The 21,342-nt window shown below is 43.5% G+C and carries 25 protein-coding genes; 3 read left to right on the top strand and 22 right to left on the bottom strand.

What is annotated here, in order from left to right; translation table 11 throughout:
- Positions 1-12: 12 nt before the first annotated feature.
- Positions 13-267, bottom strand: a complete 255-nt coding sequence (locus ACSNJE_RS04085) for a DUF4145 domain-containing protein (protein ID WP_495252054.1) — start codon at positions 265-267, stop codon at positions 13-15.
- 143 nt (positions 268-410) lie between these two features.
- Between ACSNJE_RS04085 and ACSNJE_RS04090 the strand changes: the two genes are divergently transcribed.
- A complete protein-coding gene (locus tag ACSNJE_RS04090; protein WP_200900993.1) occupies positions 411-1,358 on the top strand; it encodes a DMT family transporter in 948 nt (315 codons plus the stop codon).
- On the opposite strand, the gene dinB is transcribed toward ACSNJE_RS04090, so the two are convergent.
- Both dinB and ACSNJE_RS04100 read right to left on the bottom strand, forming a co-directional pair.
- Positions 1,329-2,501, bottom strand: coding sequence for a DNA polymerase IV (gene dinB, locus ACSNJE_RS04095; RefSeq protein WP_474773286.1), 1,173 nt, complete (start codon positions 2,499-2,501; stop codon positions 1,329-1,331). The genes ACSNJE_RS04090 and dinB overlap by 30 nt on opposite strands.
- 16 nt (positions 2,502-2,517) lie before the next feature.
- Positions 2,518-3,558 carry an ABC transporter substrate-binding protein gene (locus ACSNJE_RS04100; RefSeq protein ID WP_495252055.1) on the bottom strand — a complete coding sequence of 347 codons (1,041 nt, stop codon included), beginning with the start codon at positions 3,556-3,558 and terminating at the stop codon, positions 2,518-2,520.
- Positions 3,559-3,749: 191 nt separating this feature from the next.
- Between ACSNJE_RS04100 and ACSNJE_RS04105 the strand changes: the two genes are divergently transcribed.
- Together ACSNJE_RS04105 and ACSNJE_RS04110 are read left to right on the top strand one after the other, a co-directional pair.
- The gene (locus tag ACSNJE_RS04105; RefSeq protein ID WP_474660009.1) at positions 3,750-4,214 is read left to right on the top strand and encodes a hypothetical protein; all 465 of its coding nucleotides are present in this window, start codon (positions 3,750-3,752) and stop codon (positions 4,212-4,214) included.
- A 127-nt stretch (positions 4,215-4,341) separates the two neighbouring features.
- Positions 4,342-5,748, top strand: a complete 1,407-nt coding sequence (locus ACSNJE_RS04110) for an amino acid permease (RefSeq protein WP_495252056.1) — start codon at positions 4,342-4,344, stop codon at positions 5,746-5,748.
- A 16-nt stretch (positions 5,749-5,764) separates the two neighbouring features.
- On the opposite strand, the gene ACSNJE_RS04115 is transcribed toward ACSNJE_RS04110, so the two are convergent.
- The 19 genes from ACSNJE_RS04115 to ACSNJE_RS04205 all read right to left on the bottom strand — a co-directional run bounded on the left by ACSNJE_RS04115 (position 5,765) and on the right by ACSNJE_RS04205 (position 21,198).
- Positions 5,765-6,457, bottom strand: coding sequence for a thermonuclease family protein (locus ACSNJE_RS04115; RefSeq protein ID WP_495252057.1), 693 nt, complete (start codon positions 6,455-6,457; stop codon positions 5,765-5,767).
- 204 nt (positions 6,458-6,661) lie between these two features.
- Positions 6,662-7,624 (bottom strand): LysM peptidoglycan-binding domain-containing protein, encoded by a 963-nt coding sequence (locus ACSNJE_RS04120; RefSeq protein ID WP_495252058.1) that lies wholly within the window; start codon positions 7,622-7,624, stop codon positions 6,662-6,664.
- A 274-nt stretch (positions 7,625-7,898) separates the two neighbouring features.
- Positions 7,899-8,168, bottom strand: coding sequence for a translation initiation factor 2 (locus tag ACSNJE_RS04125; RefSeq protein ID WP_052216518.1), 270 nt, complete (start codon positions 8,166-8,168; stop codon positions 7,899-7,901).
- Positions 8,169-8,262: 94 nt separating this feature from the next.
- Complete coding sequence (locus ACSNJE_RS04130; RefSeq protein WP_495252059.1) at positions 8,263-9,429, bottom strand: LL-diaminopimelate aminotransferase; 1,167 nt, start codon at positions 9,427-9,429, stop codon at positions 8,263-8,265.
- A 21-nt stretch (positions 9,430-9,450) separates the two neighbouring features.
- Entirely contained in the window at positions 9,451-10,434 is a 984-nt protein-coding gene (locus tag ACSNJE_RS04135; RefSeq protein ID WP_495252060.1) for a dipeptidase, read from the bottom strand.
- Positions 10,435-10,563: 129 nt separating this feature from the next.
- A complete protein-coding gene (spoVS, locus tag ACSNJE_RS04140) occupies positions 10,564-10,824 on the bottom strand; it encodes a stage V sporulation protein SpoVS (protein WP_041587715.1) in 261 nt (86 codons plus the stop codon).
- Positions 10,825-10,969: 145 nt separating this feature from the next.
- Positions 10,970-11,749: a TIGR00282 family metallophosphoesterase gene (locus ACSNJE_RS04145; RefSeq protein WP_495252061.1), complete on the bottom strand. Its 780-nt coding sequence runs from the start codon at positions 11,747-11,749 to the stop codon at positions 10,970-10,972.
- Between the two features lie 44 nt (positions 11,750-11,793).
- The gene (locus tag ACSNJE_RS04150; protein WP_495252062.1) at positions 11,794-12,315 is read right to left on the bottom strand and encodes a hypothetical protein; all 522 of its coding nucleotides are present in this window, start codon (positions 12,313-12,315) and stop codon (positions 11,794-11,796) included.
- Positions 12,316-12,534: 219 nt separating this feature from the next.
- On the bottom strand, positions 12,535-14,058 hold the full coding sequence (gene rny, locus ACSNJE_RS04155; RefSeq protein WP_427916549.1) for a ribonuclease Y: 1,524 nt from the start codon (positions 14,056-14,058) through the stop codon (positions 12,535-12,537).
- Between the two features lie 370 nt (positions 14,059-14,428).
- On the bottom strand, positions 14,429-14,902 hold the full coding sequence (locus ACSNJE_RS04160; protein WP_013120158.1) for a regulatory protein RecX: 474 nt from the start codon (positions 14,900-14,902) through the stop codon (positions 14,429-14,431).
- Entirely contained in the window at positions 14,895-15,926 is a 1,032-nt protein-coding gene (recA, locus tag ACSNJE_RS04165) for a recombinase RecA (protein WP_013120157.1), read from the bottom strand. Before recA ends, ACSNJE_RS04160 begins: the two co-directional genes overlap by 8 nt.
- 147 nt (positions 15,927-16,073) lie before the next feature.
- Positions 16,074-16,364 carry a hypothetical protein gene (locus ACSNJE_RS04170; protein ID WP_495252063.1) on the bottom strand — a complete coding sequence of 97 codons (291 nt, stop codon included), beginning with the start codon at positions 16,362-16,364 and terminating at the stop codon, positions 16,074-16,076.
- 23 nt (positions 16,365-16,387) lie between these two features.
- Entirely contained in the window at positions 16,388-16,645 is a 258-nt protein-coding gene (locus tag ACSNJE_RS04175) for a hypothetical protein (protein ID WP_483030440.1), read from the bottom strand.
- Positions 16,646-16,803: 158 nt separating this feature from the next.
- A complete protein-coding gene (locus ACSNJE_RS04180) occupies positions 16,804-17,724 on the bottom strand; it encodes a magnesium transporter CorA family protein (RefSeq protein WP_495252064.1) in 921 nt (306 codons plus the stop codon).
- Positions 17,725-18,011: 287 nt separating this feature from the next.
- Positions 18,012-18,200, bottom strand: coding sequence for a hypothetical protein (locus tag ACSNJE_RS04185; protein WP_013120153.1), 189 nt, complete (start codon positions 18,198-18,200; stop codon positions 18,012-18,014).
- Between the two features lie 211 nt (positions 18,201-18,411).
- Entirely contained in the window at positions 18,412-19,764 is a 1,353-nt protein-coding gene (locus tag ACSNJE_RS04190) for an FAD-dependent oxidoreductase (protein WP_495252065.1), read from the bottom strand.
- A gap of 30 nt (positions 19,765-19,794) precedes the next feature.
- On the bottom strand, positions 19,795-20,010 hold the full coding sequence (locus ACSNJE_RS04195) for a transcriptional regulator (RefSeq protein WP_461569912.1): 216 nt from the start codon (positions 20,008-20,010) through the stop codon (positions 19,795-19,797).
- A 289-nt stretch (positions 20,011-20,299) separates the two neighbouring features.
- Entirely contained in the window at positions 20,300-20,908 is a 609-nt protein-coding gene (locus ACSNJE_RS04200) for an NAD(P)H-dependent oxidoreductase (protein ID WP_495252066.1), read from the bottom strand.
- A gap of 113 nt (positions 20,909-21,021) precedes the next feature.
- Positions 21,022-21,198: a hypothetical protein gene (locus tag ACSNJE_RS04205; RefSeq protein WP_013120148.1), complete on the bottom strand. Its 177-nt coding sequence runs from the start codon at positions 21,196-21,198 to the stop codon at positions 21,022-21,024.
- Between the last annotated feature and the right edge of the window lie 144 nt (positions 21,199-21,342).

Here is a 21,342-nt window from a genome sequence, read left to right on the forward strand (position 1 = left end):
TCACAGACTGCTTTAGAGCACGGCTTCTTCCCGGGTTATTTTATTGCCGGTATGGGCCGCCATATTGCCCAGTTTAATGATATATCTAATCAAAGGAAACAGTTTCGGCTCCAGGATATCCAGGAAAGTACGGTCGTGAACCAAACTGAAGAGGTTGTCCTGGTAGGGGACTTTAAGGTAGCTATCAGCGCTGTAAACCCACTTGACAGCCAGCTCCAGGGCCCGCCTGGCCAGAATGGCGCAGGCAGCCGGGCTATTTATATCCATGTGTATCAGTGGTCAGGCCTCCTTTTCTCTTTTGGTTTTACCTTATCAAGGCCCCTGATAAACAAAAGATAAGTTATCTGTTCGGTCACAGACAAATTCATGTTATAATAAAGTTACTAAAAAAACTACATAGGAGAATTGTTATGCGAAAGTTAATGCATGATACAACTACAGACAAGCCTTTAATAAACCCCTACCTGGCGGTGCTGGTAGGGGTTTTAGCTGTATCATTTTCTTCTCTTTTCGTGAAATTGTCTTCTGCCCCCTCTTTAGTGATAGCGACTTACCGGCTTTTGTTTACTTTCCTCATCCTGGCACCCTTTACAGTTACAGTAAAGCGTTCCCATCTGGCGAGCATGTCACGGCGTGAAGTCCTCCTGGCTGCCGCCAGCGGCATTTTTCTGGCCATGCATTTTTTCACCTGGTTCACTTCCCTGAAATATACCAGTGTGGCCAGCTCAACGGTACTGGTTACCACCCAGCCTGTTTTTGTCGTGTTAGGCTCTTATCTTTTCTTCAGAGAAAAGATTACCGCCAGAGCAATGCTGGGTGGCGCCCTGGCCCTCACCGGAAGCGTCATAGTTGGGGCATCGGATTTCCGGGTAGGCGCTGATGCCCTTTTCGGTGATGTCCTGGCCCTCGCCGCTGCTGTTTTGGTATCGGGTTACCTAATCATAGGCCGACGATTACGATCTATGGTAAGCCTTTCAGCCTATACTTTCGTTACTTACGGCAGCGCTTCCCTGACCCTTGTGCTCATCAGTCTTGTTTCAAGGACTCCTTTTTTCCCGTACTCATTAAAAGATTGGTTGCTTTTCCTGGCCCTGGCAGTGGTATGCACTATCCTCGGCCATACCTCGTTTAACTGGGCTCTTCGTTACCTTCCGGCTTCGGTGATTGCCGTAAGTGTACTTGGTGAACCCATTGGGGCCATTATATGGGCATTTGTATTTCTGGCCGAAATACCTACACCCAGGCAAATTTTTGGGGGGACAGTAATCCTTATCGGTATTTACATATTTACCAGAAGCAGCCGTACACCCCCTGCCAGAGAAATCCAGTCAAATTTTCATACTGGTCTTCGCCAGTGATATGCCTCTTCTTACACTTGCGTGACCAAAACGCTTCTTTATTTCGTCACAAACCTGGTTCAGCCTGCGCAGTTTCTCTTTTTCACAAAACAAGTCCATCTGTTCAAAGGTCTTTTTCTCGAGGTTAGTGACACTTACACCCACTAACCTGATTTTTTTATTTTGAGGCCAATTTGCGGCTAGCAGCTTCATAGCCGTGTTAAAAATTTCTTCTGTAGTATCTGTATGCTCCAAAAACGTTTTAGACCAGGAATGATTACGAAACTTGGTGTCTCTGACTGTAACCACAACAGTTTTATAGACATATTCCCCCAGCCGTACCCTGTAACCCACTTTTTCCGCCAGGTCCATAATGACAGGCCTTATTTCAGCCGCTGTACAGTCCCGGCTCAGAGTAAGCTGGTTACCGATTGATTTGGTTTCTTCGCAGGCGTGAGGATTGACGGAGCTATAACTGATTCCGTTGGCCGACATATGTAAAATCCGCCCGGTGGTCCCAAAGCGTTCCTCCAGGCAGCTTACCGGATAATTGGCCAGGTCTCCTATGGTCTTGATGCCAAGCGCACGCAACCTTTTCTCGGTTTTTGGGCCTACCCCGTATAATTCGCCGACCGGCAAGGGCCATAGTTTATGGGGAACATCTTTTTCCGTCAGCAACGTCAGGCCGTCCGGCTTTTTAAGTTCAGCGGCCATTTTGGCCAGCAGCTTGTTGGGACCGATGCCCACAGAACAAAGCACGCCTACTTCTTCACGGATTCTGTTTTTTATCTGTTTGGCTATTTCAATGCTGTCACCAAAAATCCTGCACCCTGATACGTCAACAAAGGCTTCGTCTATAGAAGCAGGCTCTACCAGGGGTGAAAAGTCCCGCAAAATGGTCATGATTCGTCCGGAAAACTCCGCGTACTTGTTATGTTCAGGTTTTATGAATATGGCATCTGGGACAAGTTTTTGGGCTGCCCACCTGGGCATGGCCGTCTTCACACCGTACTTTTTTGCTTCATATGATGCAGCCAATACAATCCCGTGGCGCTTGTCGGGATCCCCGCAAACTATCACCGGCTTGCCCCGGAGGGCCGCATCAAGAGCCTGGTGGACTGAAGCATAAAAGGAATTCATATCTACCAATAAAATGTCACACAAGTGAAGCCACCCCGTTTTAACGGTACTGGGCCTTCTCCAGTACGGACTTATTTCCTGCTTTTTTGCCGATAGCAGAGACAACGTTTTCCCAGGCAATTTCGTTCAGGTCTTTAGGAACTTTGCGGATGTAACCATATTTTTGCATGAATTGAGCAAAACCCATAAGCCCGTAAGGAGTGGAGGTATAGTTTGTTCCGGGCCATGTCAGGTATTTATATGTCTCTTCCTCTGATAATTTGTACTCGGGTGCAAGTATCTTGGCCGCTTCCCTCGTATTATTATTGACAAAGTATATGGCATCGTTTACAGCAGCACAAAATGCCGCATAGGCCAGCGGGTATTCATCGTGGAATTTTTTGGTTGTTACCCCTACCAGGAACGAGTGTTCCCCGCCAAAGGCTTTTTCGGCGTCCACAATCTGTTTTATGTTTTTTGCTTCCAGTTCTTTAAACAAATAAGGTGGAGAAGTAAAATGCGCACTTATAGCTGCTTCACTTATAAGCGCGGTAGCCCCGTCCGGATGGGTCATGGAAATAAGATTTTTGTCTAATGCTTTGGCATCACCCAGTTCCTTTTCGGCAGCCATGGCCAACAAAATATGCTGGACACTACCTGGTATGGGAACAGCTATTTTATCGTTTTTTCCCAAATCCTTTAAAGAATTTACAGTCTTTTTGTTGGTTTGCAGCCCTTGCGGAGAACTGGCCAGGGCTACAGCGATTTTCCAGTCTACTCCTTTATCCCACGCTACCAGGTATGGTGGAATTCCCATAAATCCTACATCCAGGTCACCTTTTACCAGGGCTTCCCTGATAACCCCTCCAGTACCCATTTGCTTCCACTCAACTTTAACACCGGGCAGATACTTTTCCAATAGCTTTTTTTCCTTCATTATCTGAAGTGGTGCGTAACCGATTCCGTATTGCAGCGATATCCTGATTTTAGGAGGAATTTTTGCATTACCGCCAATACCGGCATCTCTGTTTCTTGCTGTTGAACACCCTGCAATGATAAACATACACAACACTAACACTGATGCTATGGCTTTTTTACGCAAATTACATCAACCCCCAGATATTTTAATTTTAAAATACCCTTTAATTTTAATTTGAAATCGACCGGAATAAAAGCGCTATATATTTTTTCTATAGGGTCATGCAAAACAGTTATAAAAACTTTGTAACCTCTTTTCCATATCACTTTCTGTTAACATCAATCATATTATGTAACCAAAGGGAGGGAATCTAAATGGCTAAAATCGTATTACCCAGTGACGGGATTGTTAACGGTTCCATTAATAATAAGAAAGGTACCAAAGCTACAATTTCGGCCAACGTTTCCTGCCAGCTTTTCTCACCCGTTGGCACTGTCAGCGGCACCGTACAGTTTCCCAGCAAATTCGGCTTGCTGCAAAGATTTAGCTTTAGCTCAAAAACGCCGGTCTTTGTCCGGACTTTTAAATTTGGCGGAATTGAAAACGTAGAAGCTGTATTCAAAAAAGTCACGTTAATAAACTTCGATACAAACACCGCAACCAAAAACTGCGTTCTTACACTGGTGGCGAGCCAGGTAGTACCGAACATCTGGGTAGGAGCATTCACCATTATCTGTCCTAACGGCCAGAAAATCGTAATCTTCGGAGTGTTCTCCGGCAACGTTACCGTCAACAGACAGGTAAGTTGTGGCGTCCTGCCGCTTTTCAAAAACCCCTAAAAGGAATCGCTTATATATCCGGCTATCTAAAATCACCGATGAGCAATCGGTGATTTTTTCCAATTATTATTCGTAGATTTTAGCAAATTAATATAATATCGAATGTATAAAGGAGCTGGTACTGCTCATGAAATACCATCACCTGGTACTGCAAACGGTCCAATACCACCAGGAAAAGAAAAACAGAGGTAAACTGAAGTGGTGGCATTTGACCCTTATCGGCATGGGGTCTATTGTCGGCGCCGGTTTTTTCTTAGGCAGCGGAGTCGCAATTAATCTTGCCGGCCCGTCTGTATTGATTGCTTACTTGGTAGGCGGACTGTTATCTTATCTCTCCTTCGCAGCCCTGGCAGAAATGTCCGTAAATGACCCAAACCCCGGCTCCTTTCGCCACTATACCAGAAAAGCATTAGGCCGCGGTGTAGGTTTTGTCTGCGGCTGGATGTATTGGATTGGCGGTGTTTTTACAATGTCCAGCGAAATTACCGCCCTCTCAGTTTTTACCAAATATTGGTTTCCCCATGTGCCCTTGTGGGTTTTTTCCATTATTTATTCTGTGCTGGCTTTGGCAATAAACATTACGGGCGCCAAGAATTTTGGCAAAGCGGAATCCATTTTTGGCATAATAAAAATAACCACCCTGGTCAGTTTTATCTTTTTTGGCGTCCTTGTTTTCCTGAAAATCATTCCCGTTTTGCCCCCGGCCGGACAAACGGCATCACATAACATTTTCTCGTTCCACCGGTTGTTTCCCAATGGGTTTTCGGGTATGTGGTCAGCCTTGCTTTTTGTTCTTTTCTCTTTCGGAGGTATAGGGGTGATCGGTTTTGCCGCCAATGAACTGGAAAACCAAGAAGACCTGTATAAGGCCAGCACAATTCTTGTTTTAGCTCTGACTGTTATCTATTTTTTATCAATTGTGTTTGTTTTTTATTTTGTGGCTTGGGACAGCATAACAGGCGCACAAAGTCCCTTCGTTACAGCCCTGTCGTCTTTTCATATTCCGTACTTTAGTTCCCTCTTTAATTTAATTATCATAACTGCTGCCTTTTCCACCATGGTCGGTGCCCTATATTCCATTGCCTATGTTCTGGTATCTTTGGCCAAGGACGGTCAAGCGCCGCCATCGCTGGCAAAACTGAACAAAAAGGGCGTGCCCGTGAAGTCTCTTGCTGTAAGCTGTACCGGATTGGCCATTGCTGTTGTTTTATCTTTTCTTCTTCCCAACTCTGTATTTGAACTGGTTACAACCGCTGCCGGAATAATGATGATTTTAAACTGGGTTTTTGTTTTCGCTGCACAAATAAAAAATCGCCCCGCTTACGAAAAATCGCTGGGGAAATTAAAATTTAAAATGTTTGCCCACCCCTTTTCATCCTATTTGGGCATAGGTATGGTCTTCTTTGCCATTATCGGCTGTATCTTTAACCCTCACCAGAGGATAGGCTTGATTGTAACCCTGTTAACGATTATTCTGATCAGCGTCGGCTACCTGCTGGCTTCCAAATTAAACCTTCTGGGTAAAAAGCTATAGCTTTTGCCAGGTGGGTTCAAAATGTATCTTTTATACCCCAGAGCCCTAAATTATTTTCACGGGCTTCCCGCTGATAATTTTGAAAATAATCGGCATATTTTACGTTGGGCGGAACGGTCATCAGTTGACCATAACCATCCAGTAAAAGCCGGGCGTTAAACATTTTTGCCCTGATTTCGCTATCCGTTGTCGAGGATGGCCGGGCCATCCATACATATGCCAACAGTCGACCATACTTGTCCCGCTCACTTATGTCTGTTTCCAAGTAAACCTTTTTCCCGGACAAGTGGGACCTGGTATAATCCGCAGCCTCACGCCCATATGGTTCCACCCCTTTTTGGGGATGATGGATTTCGGGAGTATTTACCCCGGTAAGCCGCACCTTTTCTTCATCCCCGGAAACCAGCCTGACATAGACAGTATCGCCATCTACCGTCCTTGTTACCGTACCCGGTATTAATCTTATTTGTTCCCCGTTGCCCTGTTCAGATGTAAAGTCACGTGTTTTACCCTTCGTTTGTGGCAACCTGTATAAACTCCGGTTTTTTTCGTCATCTTTGTTTATTCCCGCTGTATTAGAGGGCTTACCGGCATTGGGATCAACTTTTGGAGCAATCCTCGGATGAACCAGACTTTCCGCCCAAATAAGCGCCAAGAAAACTACTATGTATAAAATATAGCGGCGAAATGACCAGTTTGACCGTTTCAATGTCTTCCTCCTGTTTTTGCTATATTGTTGAGATTTTTATTTCGTATATTCGTTTTGGCTAATATTAATTCCTGTTACTTTTTATAAAAAGAACAAAAGTTTCTGTCGAAACCTTTAGTCAACTTTTGTTGATATCCGCAAATCATGCTTTGAGGTTATCCTAAATATTAAAAAACCCGTATACAAAATATACGGGAAAAATGTCTACTCTCCGGCCGCCTTACGGACCATCGCCTGGTGATCCTGGTCTACTGTAGGACGGCCTGATTTTGTATAAGAAGAGCCATGTGTCTTGCTGTCTTTAAAATGGATACAAATATGTCCGGGAAAATTATTATCGGGAATAGAATCTTCTGCATGGGGCATACCATTAATGGAACCGGCTATGTATTTTCCGTTAACCAAAACTACCACTGCTCTCCTTGTCCAACTCCACCGACCACCGTATAATCGCTTCAGAACAGCCGTATCTTCTGCAGTCAAAGGCTCTGAATCAGCATGGTATGTTCCCTGCAATCTCCTTACCTTGAAAGTAAGCCCGGTATCAACATCAATTACTGTTGCTTTGGCTCCTCGGGGGAAAAGGTTGTTCACCTCGCTCCAGGGAATTAGCTCGCCTGTTCTGATGCTGCTTACTTTCATCTCCGCAGCTCTAATGTTATTTATGCTGCTGCGTGAAGGAGGAGTTTTGTAACTTACCTGTTTTTTGCTGTAAGAATTTTCTACAGAAGCTCTTTTTAAAGCCGCTAGATTTTTATACTTCCCGGATACTGGGATAATAAGCTCCTGACCAATCGACAGCTTGTCCGATGTAATCTTGTTGGCCAGCATAATTTCATCTATAGAAACGCCATATATAATGGCCAGGTCATATAACGTATCCCCGCTTTGAACCTGGTATTTAAAATCTTCAGCCGGTTTGGCTTCCCGCCCTCTACTGGTAGGCCCTTTAGCTGTGGGGTGACCACTTTTGACGGCAATTAATTTCTGTCGGTCGGAATTATCACCTATTTTTTGGCCTACATCCTCCTTTAAGGCAACATTCTTTCTAGGTGGATCAACTTGCTTCACTGCTTTATCGCCGGATGTAAAAGCAAATACCGTAATACCCGCAGCTAAAACAAAAGTTGCCATGCCCTGGGCCATTTTCCGGTAACTAATAAACATTTTCTTCCTCCTTCCGGAACTCGCACTTTCTATTACAAAAAACTAAGCATTGCCACAATTTCCTGATATGGCAAACGCATCCATGTTATATCAATTCGGGCAATTTTTTATTTTTCCTCTTTTTGAAGTAAATTCCTACCAAAATAACAGGCAATTATGTGTCTGCTTGTACACACTGAAGGCCTACCGTGTCAAAAAAATGTAATTAAAATCTAATTTTCTGATTATTCACAATTAGCACGCAAATGTGAATAAAATTGTGGATAACTTGTCACTATAGCACGTTATTCAGATTCTTTTTATACAATTTTGTCTCTAATTCAATAATCTGTCTGTTTTTATGCCATAATTTCCTAGCATATTTGGCATTTACTGCCTGTAATTTTTTATTCAATCTTTCCAGTTGGGTCACCGCTTCCATCCTTTCCCGTTCAACTCTTTCAACCAGGTTCATTAGCACACGGCGGCTGAAACGCAGTTGTTCGATTTTTTCTTCCAGTTCTTTTATCCTTCTCTCCAAAGCCATATCTCTAATTTCGCTCACTCTGTCACCACCCTTTATTTGCCTATTATATGCCGCGGGTGGTAGATTTAGACTTAACTCATAAAAAAACAGCAGGTTACCAACCTGCTGTTTTTTAAAATTTAAAATTTTCACCGATTAGTTGCACCGCTTTAGCGATAATCTCCTCCTCTTGAACCAGGGCGATGCGTACATACCCTTCTCCCTGACCGCCGAAGGCTATTCCTGGAACCACAACGACACCCGTTTTCTCCAACAATTGGCGGGCAAATTGAACGGAAGATGTATAGTCTGCCGGCAGTGGCGCCCAGACAAACATAGTGGCCAGAGGCTTGTCTACATACCAGCCTATTTTTGCCAAGCCTTCAATAAGCAAATCCCGTCTCCGGCGGTAGTTCTCAACATTTTGCCGAACAATGTCCTGGGGACCCGTCAGTGCTGCTATCCCCGCTTCCTGCACAGGCAAAAAAACCCCGTAATCTATATTGGATTTTATACAAGCCAAAGTATCTATGGCTTCGGCGTTTCCTACCACGAATCCCAAACGGCAACCGGCCATGTTATAAGTTTTTGAAACCGAATGAAATTCTACGCCTATATCCTTCGCTCCCGGTATTTCCAGGAAACTCATCGGCTTGTATCCGTCAAAAGCCAGTTCTGAATAAGCAACATCATGGCAAACCAGGATGTCATACTTCTTGGCAAATTCCACCACACTACGGAAAAAGTCATAATTTGCTACCGCTGCCACCGGGTTATTGGGATAGTTCAAAATCATCATTTTTGCTTGCCGGGCTATCTCTTCAGGTATAGCTTGAAGGTCAGGAAGAAAAGCGTTTTCCTTTAATAAAGGCATGGGGTAAATTTTTCCCCCAGCTAATCTTACACCGGCAGCATATACAGGGTATCCCGGATCGGGAACCAGGGCAATATCGCCTTCATCCAGGTACCCCAAAGGCAGGTGACCCAACCCATCCTGGGACCCCATTAAGACCAGGGTTTCCTTTTCCGGGTCAAGGCTTACGCCAAATCTTTTTTTGTACCAATGGGTTATTGTTTCCCGCAAAAGAGAGAGGCCCCGGGACGTGGGATAACCGTAATTATTCAGATTTTGTACTCCCTTTAGTAAGGCCTCCTGTACGTGCTTGGCCGGAGGTTGGTCCGGGCTGCCAATTCCCAGGTTAATAATTTCTTTTCCGGTTTTAGCTACCTTGGCTTTTAATAAGTCTATTTCAGCAAAAATAGCAGATGTCAGGTTTTCTAACCGTCTGGCCCTTTCCATCCGTAATTTTCCTCCACTCTTTTAAAGAATTTTTGCAAGATAATCCAGTAAATTTTGTCCCATAATATTTTTTACTTCTTCCAAAGTATAGCCGCGCTTGAACAGAGCAATTACCAGGTTGGGCATTTTAGTGACATCTTCCAGTCCGGCCGGGGTCTCTTCAATACCGTCGTAATCAGATCCTATGGCAATGCATTTCGTCCCCACCAGGCCGGCGACATGGTCTACATGGGCAAGAAATGAATCCAGGTCTCTTTCTTTGCCGATAAAATCCGGGGCCAAAGTTAAGCCAATCACCCCACCGGCATCGGCAAGGGCTTTTATCTGCTCGTCGGAAAGATTCCTTGGGTGATCATGTACCTTTCTACAGTTGGCATGTGAAACCATAACGGGTTTCTCTGATACCTGCATGGTATCCCAGAATCCTTTTTCGGCAATATGCGCCAGGTCAACAATCATACCCAATTTATTCATTTCCCGCACAACCCGCCGACCAAAGTTTGTCAACCCGCCGCCGGAAGTGCTCTCCCAAACACCATCGGCGATATCGTTTCGTTGATTCCATGTCAGCCCAATACCCCGCACACCTAAACGGTACAAAACATGTAAAACATGTAAGTCACCGGCTAATGCTTCGCCGCCTTCAATTGTTAACAATGCAACTTTTTGCTGTTTTTTCTGAATAGCCCTTTTTATCTGGCGGTACGAAGTGCCTAAAACTATTTCCTTATCATTAGCCAGTACCTCTTTATAAAAAACGTCAATTAACTGGAGAGTCCTTTTTAAGGCGCGTTCCGGTTTATATTCGCTGCCGATAAAAGCGGCAAAAAACTGCAGGGCAACCCGTCCTTCCTCCATACGAGGGAAGTCCAAATGCCCTGTAGAGCTTTTTTCCATAAATCTTCTTTTGTTCTGTGCCAAGTCCAGCAGTGTATCGCAATGAGCATCAGCGATAAACCCGCTCATAAAGAAATCCCGAACCTTGGCTTCCAATGTGGCCCCCATCATACAACACCCCTGTCCATTATATAAATTCCATTCTATTATATGATGGAAAAACCTGTTTATTCAGGCAGAATAAACAGGTTTATCTGGGCCATATGAAGTTATCATCAGTCATAGTTGGCCGTCACATTACCTGGGTTCCACAATCAGTTTAATAGCGGTACGCTCCTCACCGTCAATAATAATGTCTGTAAATGCCGGTATACATATTAAGTCTACTCCACTGGGCGCCACAAAACCTCTTGCGATAGCTACTGCTTTCACGGCTTGGTTTAAAGCTCCCGCACCAATAGCCTGGATCTCCGCACCTCCTCTTTCCCGCAGAACTCCGGCCAGTGCTCCTGCAACTGAATTTGGGTTAGATTTTGCTGAAACTTTCAACACTTCCATCATTGCAACCTCCTTAATTGTGGAATCTATTTCCGATATTTCTATAAAGCATATATTCGCTAACTACAAAAAAATTCCTCTTTTTTCAAGAATTATTTTTAACCTTTTATTTTAATATTCCAACAATTAAGAAAGTAACTTGCCTTTAACCCTCGATATTAAATATTCTCTCGATATTTCTGGCTTTTCCGGATAATTCATCAAATTCTATAACTACTGCGTTAAACTGATAAGGCCCGTCGGCAACTTCAAACCTGACCGGCATTTGAGTTAAAAATTTTTGCAGGACTAAATCGGTCTTCACACCTAATACCGAATTTTTAGGTCCCGTCATACCTATGTCGGTAATATATGCCGTTCCATCCGGAAGGATGGTTTCATCAGCTGTTTGTACATGGGTATGGGTCCCGCAAACGGCTGTAACTCTGCCGTTTAAATACCAAGCCAGGGCGATTTTTTCTGAGGTGGCTTCTGCGTGAAAATCAACAAATATATTTGGTGTAATATCCTTTGTTCCCTCGAGAATCTCTGCTACTGTCCTAAAAGGACAGCGTAAGTTGGGCATAAATACCAAGCCTGAAATATTAATTATAATTATTTTGGTATTTTGTACCCCGCACACCGTATATCCTAAACCCGGCGTTCCCTCCGGGTAATTTGCCGGCCGTACAATCCTTTTCTCTTTATCAATAAAAGTGAAAACATCTTTCTTATCCCAAACATGGTTACCCATGGTTAAAATATCTATCCCGGCGTTAAACAATTCGTTCGCTACGTCCTGGGTAATTCCGGTGCCGCCGGCAGCGTTTTCTCCGTTGGCCACTACTACGTCAACTTGCAATTCTTTTTTGAGACCCGGCAACGTCTCCTTTACCGCCTTTCTTCCCGGTCGGCCAACAATATCTCCGATCATCAATAACCGCAATCTAAATCCTCCTAGCTACTTACCGAAAGCTCCCCTATTCTTCTCTACTTGTTAAAAACAAGGACCCGCCCGTCTTCACGGAAAGCAATCAGGTTCTTTCCCTGGGTAGATGTCTTTAAATTTTCCAGCATATGTTCAATTAGTTCTTCCTGCATCAATAGGTCTTCTTCCATAATGTAATCGTTAGTTTCCGTAATAAGATCTTGGCTGAAATAATCATGTACCAGTTCCACAATTAAGGATAATTCTTCCTTTGTTAAGGTGTTGACATCGCGACAGATTTCCAGCAGCGTAAAGTTATCGCAAAATTGGAAATGTACTTCTGTTTTGGTTGCTTTTTTACCCTCCAGCAGGTTATAAGTTTCTATTCCTTCAAGGATAAGTTTATTGAAATTATTTATTTCCTTCTCATCCAGTTTTGTTGAAAAAATAAATGTAAACTTTAAAACCTGGGTTCTGGGGTCGTAATTAATAGTACCCACCTCGGGATATCTCACTAAAATTGAAATTAGAAGCCCAATACTGTCAGTAACCTCATTATCTTTCTGCTTATACTTCCAAGTCATAGATTTCACCCCACAAAAGTTATTGTATCATAAATTCTTTCTTCATACCAGAAAACCCTGCAAATAAAAAAGAAATCATTAAGTTTTCCTGTTCTAATTTATAGCAACAAGATTTCTTGAAAATTTGGGTAAATACTTTTATGGGATACAATGTTCTTCTAGATAAATAATATTTAATATCAATTAGAAACGACCTCTTTAAAAGAGGTCGTTGGTTTCCTATTTAGCATATTCGATAGCCCTGGTCTCTCTTATCACCATAACCTTAATCTGGCCGGGATAATCGAGTTCCTCCTCAATTCTTTTCACAATATCTCTAACAAGCCGTACGGCGGCCAAATCATCGACCTTCTCGGGTTTCACCATAACCCTTATTTCACGTCCGGCTTGAATAGCATATGACTTTTCAACACCTTCAAATTCGTTGGCTATACTTTCAAGCTTTTCAAGACGTTTAATATATGATTCCAATGTTTCTCTGCGTGCTCCCGGTCGGGCAGCAGAAATGGCATCAGCAGCCTGAACCAAAACAGCTTCGATAGTCTGCGGTTCTTCGTCACCATGGTGAGCGGCAACAGCATGTACTACCTCGGAAGACTCCTTATATTTCCTGACCAGGTCGGCACCGATGGTAACATGCGGCCCCTCAACTTCATGGTCGACTGCCTTACCAATGTCATGCAGCAAGCCGGCTCTCTTGGCCAAGGCAACATCAGCGCCCAATTCAGCGGCCATCAACCCGGCCAGATGAGAAACTTCGAGGGAATGTTTCAAGACATTTTGGCCATAACTTGTTCTGAACTTCAGCCTGCCCAACAATTTAACCAATTCGGGATGCAACCCATGTACACCGGTTTCAAAAGTTGCCTGTTCACCGGTTTCCCTGATCTGGGCATCGACTTCTTTTTGGGCCTTTTCTACCATTTCCTCTATCCTTGCCGGGTGAATACGCCCGTCAAGAATGAGTTTCTCAAGGGCAATGCGCGCTACCTCACGTCTTACCGGATCAAACCCGGACAGGATAACAGCTTCAGGCGTATCATCAATTATCAGGTCAATACCCGTTAATGTTTCCAGGGTCCTGATATTCCGGCCTTCACGACCGATAATCCGGCCCTTCATTTCATCATTGGGCAAAGATACAACCGTAACTGTTACTTCCGCCACATGGTCGGCAGCACATCTCTGGATTGCTTGGGCAATAATATCCCTTGCTCTTTTCTCGCCCTCTTCTTTGGCCTGGGTCTCGACCTCCTTAATCATCATAGCAGCTTCGTGCTTGATTTCCTCTTCAATATTGGCCAACAACAGTTCTCTTGCTTCTTCTGAAGTCAATCCGGAAAGACGCTCCAATTCGGCTACCTGCTTATTATGCAGTTCCTCAAGCTGCGCCCTGATGGCATCTATCTGGCTTTCCTTACGGTTTAAAGACTCCTCTTTTCTTTCAATAGATTCCGTCTTTTTATCGAGGTATTCCTCTTTCTGCATTAACCTTCTTTCCAGACGCTGCAGCTCGTTTCTGCGCTCTTTGTTTTCCTTTTCAACTTCATTCCGAAACTTGAGAACTTCTTCCTTGGCCTCCAGAATGGCTTCTCTTTTCTTAGCCTCAGCGTTTTTCTCGGCCTCAGCAATTATTTTTCTGGCAGCTTCTTCAGCAGAAGCAATTTTTGCTTCGGCCAGCGCCTTCCTAAGAAAATACCCTGCTCCAAAGAAAACAACCGCAGCTACCATGACGATTACTATAACTAATTCCGTATTAATGTCAATTCACCTCCCATTCAAATTTTTGCTTCATCTTTCGATTAACTTTTGTTTGCATCCGGAGATTACGTTTTAAGGCCTGTTTAAAACGCAATCTTCCAGATAATAAGAAGAACCGAGTGAAACTCGGTTCGAATAAGACCTCCTACCACTTATGTTACGGGTGCAGACATCAAATTACACATATTCTTCTGGTAAAGTATATTTGTAATTTAATCATGTCCTTTTATACCTGTTGCATATTACCAACATATATAGAAAACCCGTAAAATGGTAGTAAAATCTAATTCTAGTTTCTCCCATCATTTATTTTATAGTTTTTTGGATTATCTGTCAAGATGATGGGATACCTTTATTCACAAGGGTTCTCGGCCTCTTCCCACCCGTATTCGGCCAACAAATGATTGACAATTTCCCTTGGAAATCCTCTCCTTCTGAGGAAAGCATAAACTTTTCTTTTGTTAAGCCTGCCGGTTTTTCTCTTTTTTTCAACCAGGCGCCTGGCCATTTCGAATTCTTCCTCATCGGAAATCAGCCTGTTTACCTGCTCATCAATCAAAGCCCTGTCAATTCCTTTAAGGGCCAGTTCATGCTTAATCCGCCATCTCCCATAGGACCTTACCTTACATCGGTCACGAATCCAAAGTTCGGCAAATTCCTCATCATTAACAAGGTTGTAATTTTCCAGCATTTGCACTATCTGCCTGATAATTTCTGCGGGGTAGTTTTTACCGGCCAGTTTATCCTCTATCTCTTTTTTTGTCCTGGGGCGGAAAGTCAACAGCTTAAAAGCATATTCCTTGGCCCGGCTGTAAATATCATCCATTTATTTCCAAGCCCTCATCTGTAACCTCAGGGTTTTTGTGCAAACCAAGACTTTCCCTGATCTTTTCCTCAATTTCGTTGGCAATTTCCGGATGCTCTTTCAAGTATTCCTTAACATTTTCCCTGCCCTGCCCCAGTCTCTCGTCCTTGTACGAATACCAAGCGCCGCTCTTATTTAAAATATTTAAATCTGTTGCCATATCAATAATACTGCCTTCCCTGGAAATACCCTCGCCATAGGTGATATCAAAATCTGCCTGCTTAAAAGGCGGCGCAACCTTATTCTTTACTACTTTAACCCTGGTCCGGCTGCCAATTACATCTGCGCCCTGCTTTAAAGATTCAATTTTCCTTACTTCCATCCTAACACTAGCGTAAAATTTCAAGGCTCGCCCACCTGGCGTGGTCTCCGGGTTGCCAAACATTACGCCTACTTTTTCTCTGATTTGGTTGATAAATATTGCCGTTGTGCGAGACTTGCTAATGGCACCTGTCAATTTTCTTAAGGCCTGGGACATCAACCGGGCCTGCAGGCCGACATGGGCATCGCCCATTTCACCTTCTATCTCTGCTCGCGGTACCAGCGCCGCAACAGAGTCAACAACAATAACATCTATGGCGCCGCTTCTGACCAGGGCTTCAGCAATCTCCAAAGCCTGCTCGCCGGTGTCAGGCTGGGATACCAGTAAATTGTCTATGTCCACCCCTAATTTTCTTGCATAGTAGGGGTCCAGAGCGTGTTCCGCGTCAATAAAGGCAGCCGTTCCGCCAAGTTTTTGCGCTTCAGCAATAATATGTAAGGCAACTGTCGTCTTACCTGAAGATTCCGGCCCATATATTTCTACAACCCGGCCCCGGGGGACCCCTCCCACCCCTAACGCAACGTCCAGGGCAAGAGCCCCGGTGGGGATAACCTCAATGTTCATTTTGGCTGATGCTTCGCCAAGCTTCATAATGGAACCTTTGCCAAACTGCTTTTCGATTTGGCTCAACGCCATATCCAAGGCCTTTAATTTATCAGACATGTTAATCCTCCTTATCAAACATTTGTTCGATTCCACTGTAATAATTATACATTTAGCGCTATACGGTTGTCAAACATATTTTTCAATTAGAGGCCCGCTTTTTCCTGCTTTTATCTTTTTATAATTACAATCATTACAGAACCTCATTCAGAGTAAGTTCGTTTTCGGATGGCTATTTTTGTTCAGTAATTCATCAATAAATTTTACCGCTTCCTCGACGGCCGTTTTTACGGTCTCCGGCAACTGCTCCGCATGATTTTGCAAAACATATGCAAAAGCCTGCCCGTGATTCTGCAAGGCCTCCGTAGAAGTAGCCCAGCATGCTTCAATAACATCCTCCAGCATGCCTGCCGCTTTCGTCAGTCCCTGATTCATCAGTAGCTCATATAAATACAGGGCTAATTTATAAACATCCTGGTTGCTTGTGATTATCCTCATCAGGCAATGTTCCTTTCCGAATTCTAAGGCATTCCTCTTTTTTCTTCGATCAGTTTTTCGATTCTGTTCATCAGGACCTTTTTAGAACGTTCAGCAAGGTGGGAAACCTTAAGTTTTTCTTTTTTTTGCCACAAATCCTCTTCGCCGGTGGTTTTCATAAAAACATTTTTGTCAATTAGTTGGGCATCTACACATTCTCCATAACACTCGATACAGAAATCGTTTTCTCCCGGCGCTTCTTTGTCGTCATATTCGGCCAAACACTTTGGACATATTTTCACCGTTTCCACTTCCTTCATGAGAATTCCTGGTAAGGAAAGGTTTTCGACAATAATTTCCTTTTTCCTCTAAATATTTTTGTTCATTTTCCCGGTCGGTGATTGCAGCCCCACAACAGAGGTAAAGCCGGGAATTCCCGGCATTACCTCTGTTATATGTTTTATTTGAGCCAACCGCGGCGTTTGAACCAGGTGTAGATTCCTGCCGTAATCAGAACCATCACCAGCCAGGTTGCCGGATAACCGTAAGTAGTTTTTAGTTCCGGCATATATTTGAAATTCATCCCGTAAATTCCCACAATAAAGGTTAAGGGTAAAAAGAAGACTGAAAAAATGGTTAATACCCTTATTACTTCATTGGTCCTGTGCGACGCTAAGGAAATATGCGTATTTAATATATCGTTGCTGGCTTCGCGCAGCGCATCGGTCAGCATCAGGTACCGCTCCAACCGTTCCCTGATATCCTGGTAAACCGGCGCAAATTCATCGGTATAGTCATCAATTTTCAGTATTACATCATATAACTGTCTCAATACTCTGCGAATTGCCGATACCTTGCTCCTGAATTCATGGATTTCTTTTATATTCACCGGTGTATCATCATTGGTAAATATTTTTCCTTCATATCCTTCGATAGCTTCTTCCAACTTTTCAAAAGCTAAAGAATAAGAATAGACCGCCCCTTTAACCAGGCCCAACAGGATGATCAGGTTAGATTCAGATTTCTCATCTCCCGCACACCGGTTTTTCCACTGATCTTTCAGTTCATTGACAAAATCCAACTCTGACCTGTGTACGGTAATAATAAAGTTGTTACCCAAAAATATGGCTAACTTCCTGGTTATTTTATGGATACTGTCAGTCTGCAGCCTACTTCTGGTATCGTAAGCCCGCAGGATGATGAAAACGGTGTTTTGTACTTTTTCAAACTTGGGCTGGTGAATCGGGTCCAGACAGTCCTCCAGGGAAGTAGTGTGCAAGCCAAATCTGCCGGCCACATCCTGCAATTCTTCTTCCGTCGGTTCCACAAGGTCCAGCCATAAAAAGTTATTTTTTTTCGATTCCAAAACTGTTTCAACCATATTATCACCGGCGCTTATTATATTTAAAGCTCTTTTTTATTCAGCTTTTCATCTGTTTCTATTTTAGTACTTTTTCAGTAAATCCAAAAATATGTAAGGTTTACCTTCTTTATTTACCACGTACGTATAAACGCCGCTGGAGTTTTCTTGATCTTAATTATCAGTCTAAAGGGCCCAAGGTATCCCTGACGCCTTCATCATTCCCTGTAACGGGAATTGGAACAGACAGACCTTAATCGGAAGGAAACCTTGCGCCCCTTTTTAAACCTTAATTATTTCACCAAACTTTAGCAGCATGAAGAACTGTTGCCCTGACCGGCAAAAACGCGGAAGCCGCCGCCAAATATGCTCCTTCGGTAATCGATATAAAAACTGGATGCAAATCTCATAATATCTTTGCCAATAACATACTTAATACCATTGTTCTCAACAATTTTGTCTCCTTCATTAGCTGACTTGTCCAAAGCCAAACCCAACTGGGGTCCGCCTCAGCCAAATCCGTTGAAGATTATCCGTACGAATGGAGCATTGGCTTTTTCTACTTCTTTTTTTATTTCCTTGTATGCATTTTCAGAAACCTTTACCATAACTATTTACACCCCCCATACCCCCACTGGGTATTTCTAACGGTTATTGTATCATATCTTTCTACAGCTTACAAGTACTTTTTAACTTATAGACTAAAGTTCATACTCGTTTTAACTTCTTTTGTAAATCTGCAAGACCGACCAGTATAGCATCATAGACTGGACTAAAGGGCGGCGCATAAGCCAAATCCATGTCCTGTACTGCATCCACCGTAGCGCCCAGGTGCATACATGCAGCAAATACATCTATCCGTTTTCCGGCCCCCGCTCCTCCTACAATCTGGGCTCCCCATAGCTTTCCATCCTGTTTGCCGGCTATTAATTTGATATATATTTTTTCACTACCCGGGTAATATCCGGCCTTTGTTCTGGCCAGGATAACTGTCTCAACGTATTCTATGCCGTGCTGCTGCAGCTCTCTGGCGCTTAACCCTGTGCGCGCTATTTCCATGTTCATTACTTTTGCTATGCCTGTACCCAATACCCCGGCAAATTCTGCATTTCCACCGGCTGCATTTTCGCCGGCCACACGCCCCTGCTTATTTGCTGTAGTACCCAGGGGAATATAAACATCTTCACCCGTAAGGCGATGTCTTACTGTGGCGCAATCGCCGGCAGCATAAATGTCCGGAATACTGGTCTCCATCCTGGTGTTCACTTTTATGGCATTCCTGATACCCAGTTCAATCCCGGCATCCTCAGCCAGTTTGGAATTAGGCACAGTTCCAACAGCCAACAGTACCATCTCGGAAACTATTTCCCTTTTGTCGGTTACTACCTTTTCTACCGCTTCCCGACCTTCTATCCTCATCAGCTTCTCAGCAGTAAATACCTCTACCCCGTTTTTCTCCAGATATTCCTTCAGAATAGCTGCCATATCTTCATCCATATTAGGGACTATTTGAGGGGCTAATTCAACGATTGCTACCTTACAACCGAGCTTCAGCAGCATCTCCGCCATTTCCAATCCAATATAGCCGCCACCGACTATTACCGCATTTTTCGGTTTTTCGTGGGAAATATAGTTTTTTAATTCCATGGCATGACCCATATTTCTAAGAACAAATACATTTCTCAAATTTACTCCCTCTACCGGTGGAATAAACGGCGACGCTCCCGTTGCGATGATAAGCTTATCATAATCCACCTCTTCAACAGTCCCCAGTTTCTTAACGGAAACCTTTTTGTCGGCAGGGTTAATCTTTAAAACCTCGTGGCCTACACGTACATCTATATTCTGGGCCCTGAACTGTTCTATGGACCTGGCCACCAGTTTCGCTTCATTTTCAATCTCTCCGGCCAAAAAATAAGGAAATCCACAAGCTCCGTAAGATATGTAAATCTCGTTTGTAAAAACTGTAATCCGGGCATCAGGTTTTACCCGGGCTGCTTTGGCGGCAGCGCTCATTCCTGCCGCAACTCCCCCAATTACCACAATCCGGTCATTGCTCATTTCTTTATCCCCCTTTATTTTTCACCTTGCTTATAACCACGGAATTTTATCCGTTTCCTCCCCCGTCAGTATAGGCTCAATTTGGGAATAAAGCGGTTCTGGAACATCTTTGAGTTTCATATCGTCAATTTTCAATATTTCAGTAGTTTCGCATTTAATTCGTTGAGCCAATTCCTTTGCCGTTAACCCCTGGTTCTTGCGCAGTTCCTTAACGGTTTTCCGGCGACAGGAAGTAAACCAAAACATCCAATCCCCCCAACATCTATATGAAAAATTCTTATTATTTCCATAATACCATATCGGACTAAACTTTCAACCGTTATTTAATATTATAGTGGCTGGCTAGTTCATTAATTTGTTTCCTTACAAAAAATAGTTTTTGGAAAAATCTTTGTTAAAAAAACATACACATTTTTTCTCTGTGAATCCTCTGTGTACTCCGCGGTCGCTGTGGTAAATTGAAAACAAAAATATAGCGGCCAGGGTCAGTGGTTACCACCATCCACCGGCCATTAGCCGCTAATCACTTATTTTCTTAAACCTTGTCGGCCATCTTCATAGCAATATGGTCTGCTACCATTTTAGATACTTCCTGCAGCATCTGTTTCCTCTTGTCATCACTGACAGCCGGAACCGCGTACAGGTTTTTGTAATCTACTTTTTCAAAACCGCAGAATTTTAAGGTTCCGTTAACCATGCAGGTATTTATCGCATCCAGGATACCGTTTTTCCTCATGTTTTCTTCATCGGCGCCGGAAGTAGTTATAACCATTGCCGATTTTCCTTTCAACAGTCCTTCAACCATCCCCTGTTCTGTTTGCCTGTAAGCAAACCCGTGGGACAGTACCCTGTCTATCCATCCTTTTAGAATAGCAGGCTGTTCAAACCACCAGATGGGATAAATAAATACCAGAGTATCTGACTGCCGCACTGCTTCCTGTTCCCCGGCTATATCTGCGGGAACCTGGCCCTGGTAAATCTTTTGCAGGTCTTCTGTAGATAGCAGCGGATTCCAGTTCATCCGGTAGAGATCTTTGATTTCATAGGACACCTTCTGCTGCTCCAGGGCTTTTTTTACCGTTTCCAGAACAGCGGCGTTATAGCTGTTGGGATTGGGATGGGCAAACACAATCAACGCCTTCATATACTTCCTCCTTCACATTAATATCTGGTTTTAGGATATATATTTGTGCTGTTTTATATACAGGAAGTAAAAAATAATTTAGCGCCGCTAAACGGCGCTAAATTATTTCACACCTATTTGAAACCCTTGGCAATATCATCAGGAGATACCTGCTCCTGCTTACCCCGCTGTTTGTATTCGGTATATACTTTGGCAAAATCTTTATTATGGGAAGAAGTCAAATATGTAAATACCATCAAGGCGCCTATTATAAGAACCAGGATAACAGCCAACTTTCCCTGATCCGACATAAGGTTTCCCCCTTTCACCGGGAATTAATTGACTATATTTTTGCACTATCCCGTTCCTTTTAGAAAATTATAGCATTTGTCCGGACATACTACAAGCTCCCAACCAGGAAAAAAATTTAACCCGTTTTGGCCAAGAGGTAACCT

It is taken from the genome of Thermincola sp. GK-1 (assembly GCF_059412445.1).

Excerpts from the sequence above, each read along its gene's own strand:
- ACSNJE_RS04120 (WP_495252058.1), bottom strand. The coding sequence starts at position 7,624 with ATGTTTATTAGTTACCGGAAAATGGCCCAGGGCATGGCAACTTTTGTT.
- ACSNJE_RS04180 (WP_495252064.1), bottom strand. The coding sequence starts at position 17,724 with ATGGTTGAAACAGTTTTGGAATCGAAAAAAAATAACTTTTTATGGCTG.
- ACSNJE_RS04105 (WP_474660009.1), top strand. The coding sequence starts at position 3,750 with ATGGCTAAAATCGTATTACCCAGTGACGGGATTGTTAACGGTTCCATT.
- spoVS (WP_041587715.1), bottom strand. The coding sequence starts at position 10,824 with ATGGAAGTGTTGAAAGTTTCAGCAAAATCTAACCCAAATTCAGTTGCA.
- ACSNJE_RS04150 (WP_495252062.1), bottom strand. The coding sequence starts at position 12,315 with ATGACTTGGAAGTATAAGCAGAAAGATAATGAGGTTACTGACAGTATT.
- ACSNJE_RS04195 (WP_461569912.1), bottom strand. The coding sequence starts at position 20,010 with ATGTTTTGGTTTACTTCCTGTCGCCGGAAAACCGTTAAGGAACTGCGC.
- ACSNJE_RS04190 (WP_495252065.1), bottom strand. The coding sequence starts at position 19,764 with ATGAGCAATGACCGGATTGTGGTAATTGGGGGAGTTGCGGCAGGAATG.
- ACSNJE_RS04130 (WP_495252059.1), bottom strand. The coding sequence starts at position 9,429 with ATGGAAAGGGCCAGACGGTTAGAAAACCTGACATCTGCTATTTTTGCT.
- recA (WP_013120157.1), bottom strand. The coding sequence starts at position 15,926 with ATGTCTGATAAATTAAAGGCCTTGGATATGGCGTTGAGCCAAATCGAA.
- ACSNJE_RS04090 (WP_200900993.1), top strand. The coding sequence starts at position 411 with ATGCGAAAGTTAATGCATGATACAACTACAGACAAGCCTTTAATAAAC.
- ACSNJE_RS04085 (WP_495252054.1), bottom strand. The coding sequence starts at position 267 with ATGGATATAAATAGCCCGGCTGCCTGCGCCATTCTGGCCAGGCGGGCC.
- ACSNJE_RS04110 (WP_495252056.1), top strand. The coding sequence starts at position 4,342 with ATGAAATACCATCACCTGGTACTGCAAACGGTCCAATACCACCAGGAA.
- ACSNJE_RS04135 (WP_495252060.1), bottom strand. The coding sequence starts at position 10,434 with ATGGGGGCCACATTGGAAGCCAAGGTTCGGGATTTCTTTATGAGCGGG.
- ACSNJE_RS04160 (WP_013120158.1), bottom strand. The coding sequence starts at position 14,902 with ATGGATGATATTTACAGCCGGGCCAAGGAATATGCTTTTAAGCTGTTG.
- ACSNJE_RS04205 (WP_013120148.1), bottom strand. The coding sequence starts at position 21,198 with ATGTCGGATCAGGGAAAGTTGGCTGTTATCCTGGTTCTTATAATAGGC.
- ACSNJE_RS04200 (WP_495252066.1), bottom strand. The coding sequence starts at position 20,908 with ATGAAGGCGTTGATTGTGTTTGCCCATCCCAATCCCAACAGCTATAAC.
- ACSNJE_RS04170 (WP_495252063.1), bottom strand. The coding sequence starts at position 16,364 with ATGAGGATAATCACAAGCAACCAGGATGTTTATAAATTAGCCCTGTAT.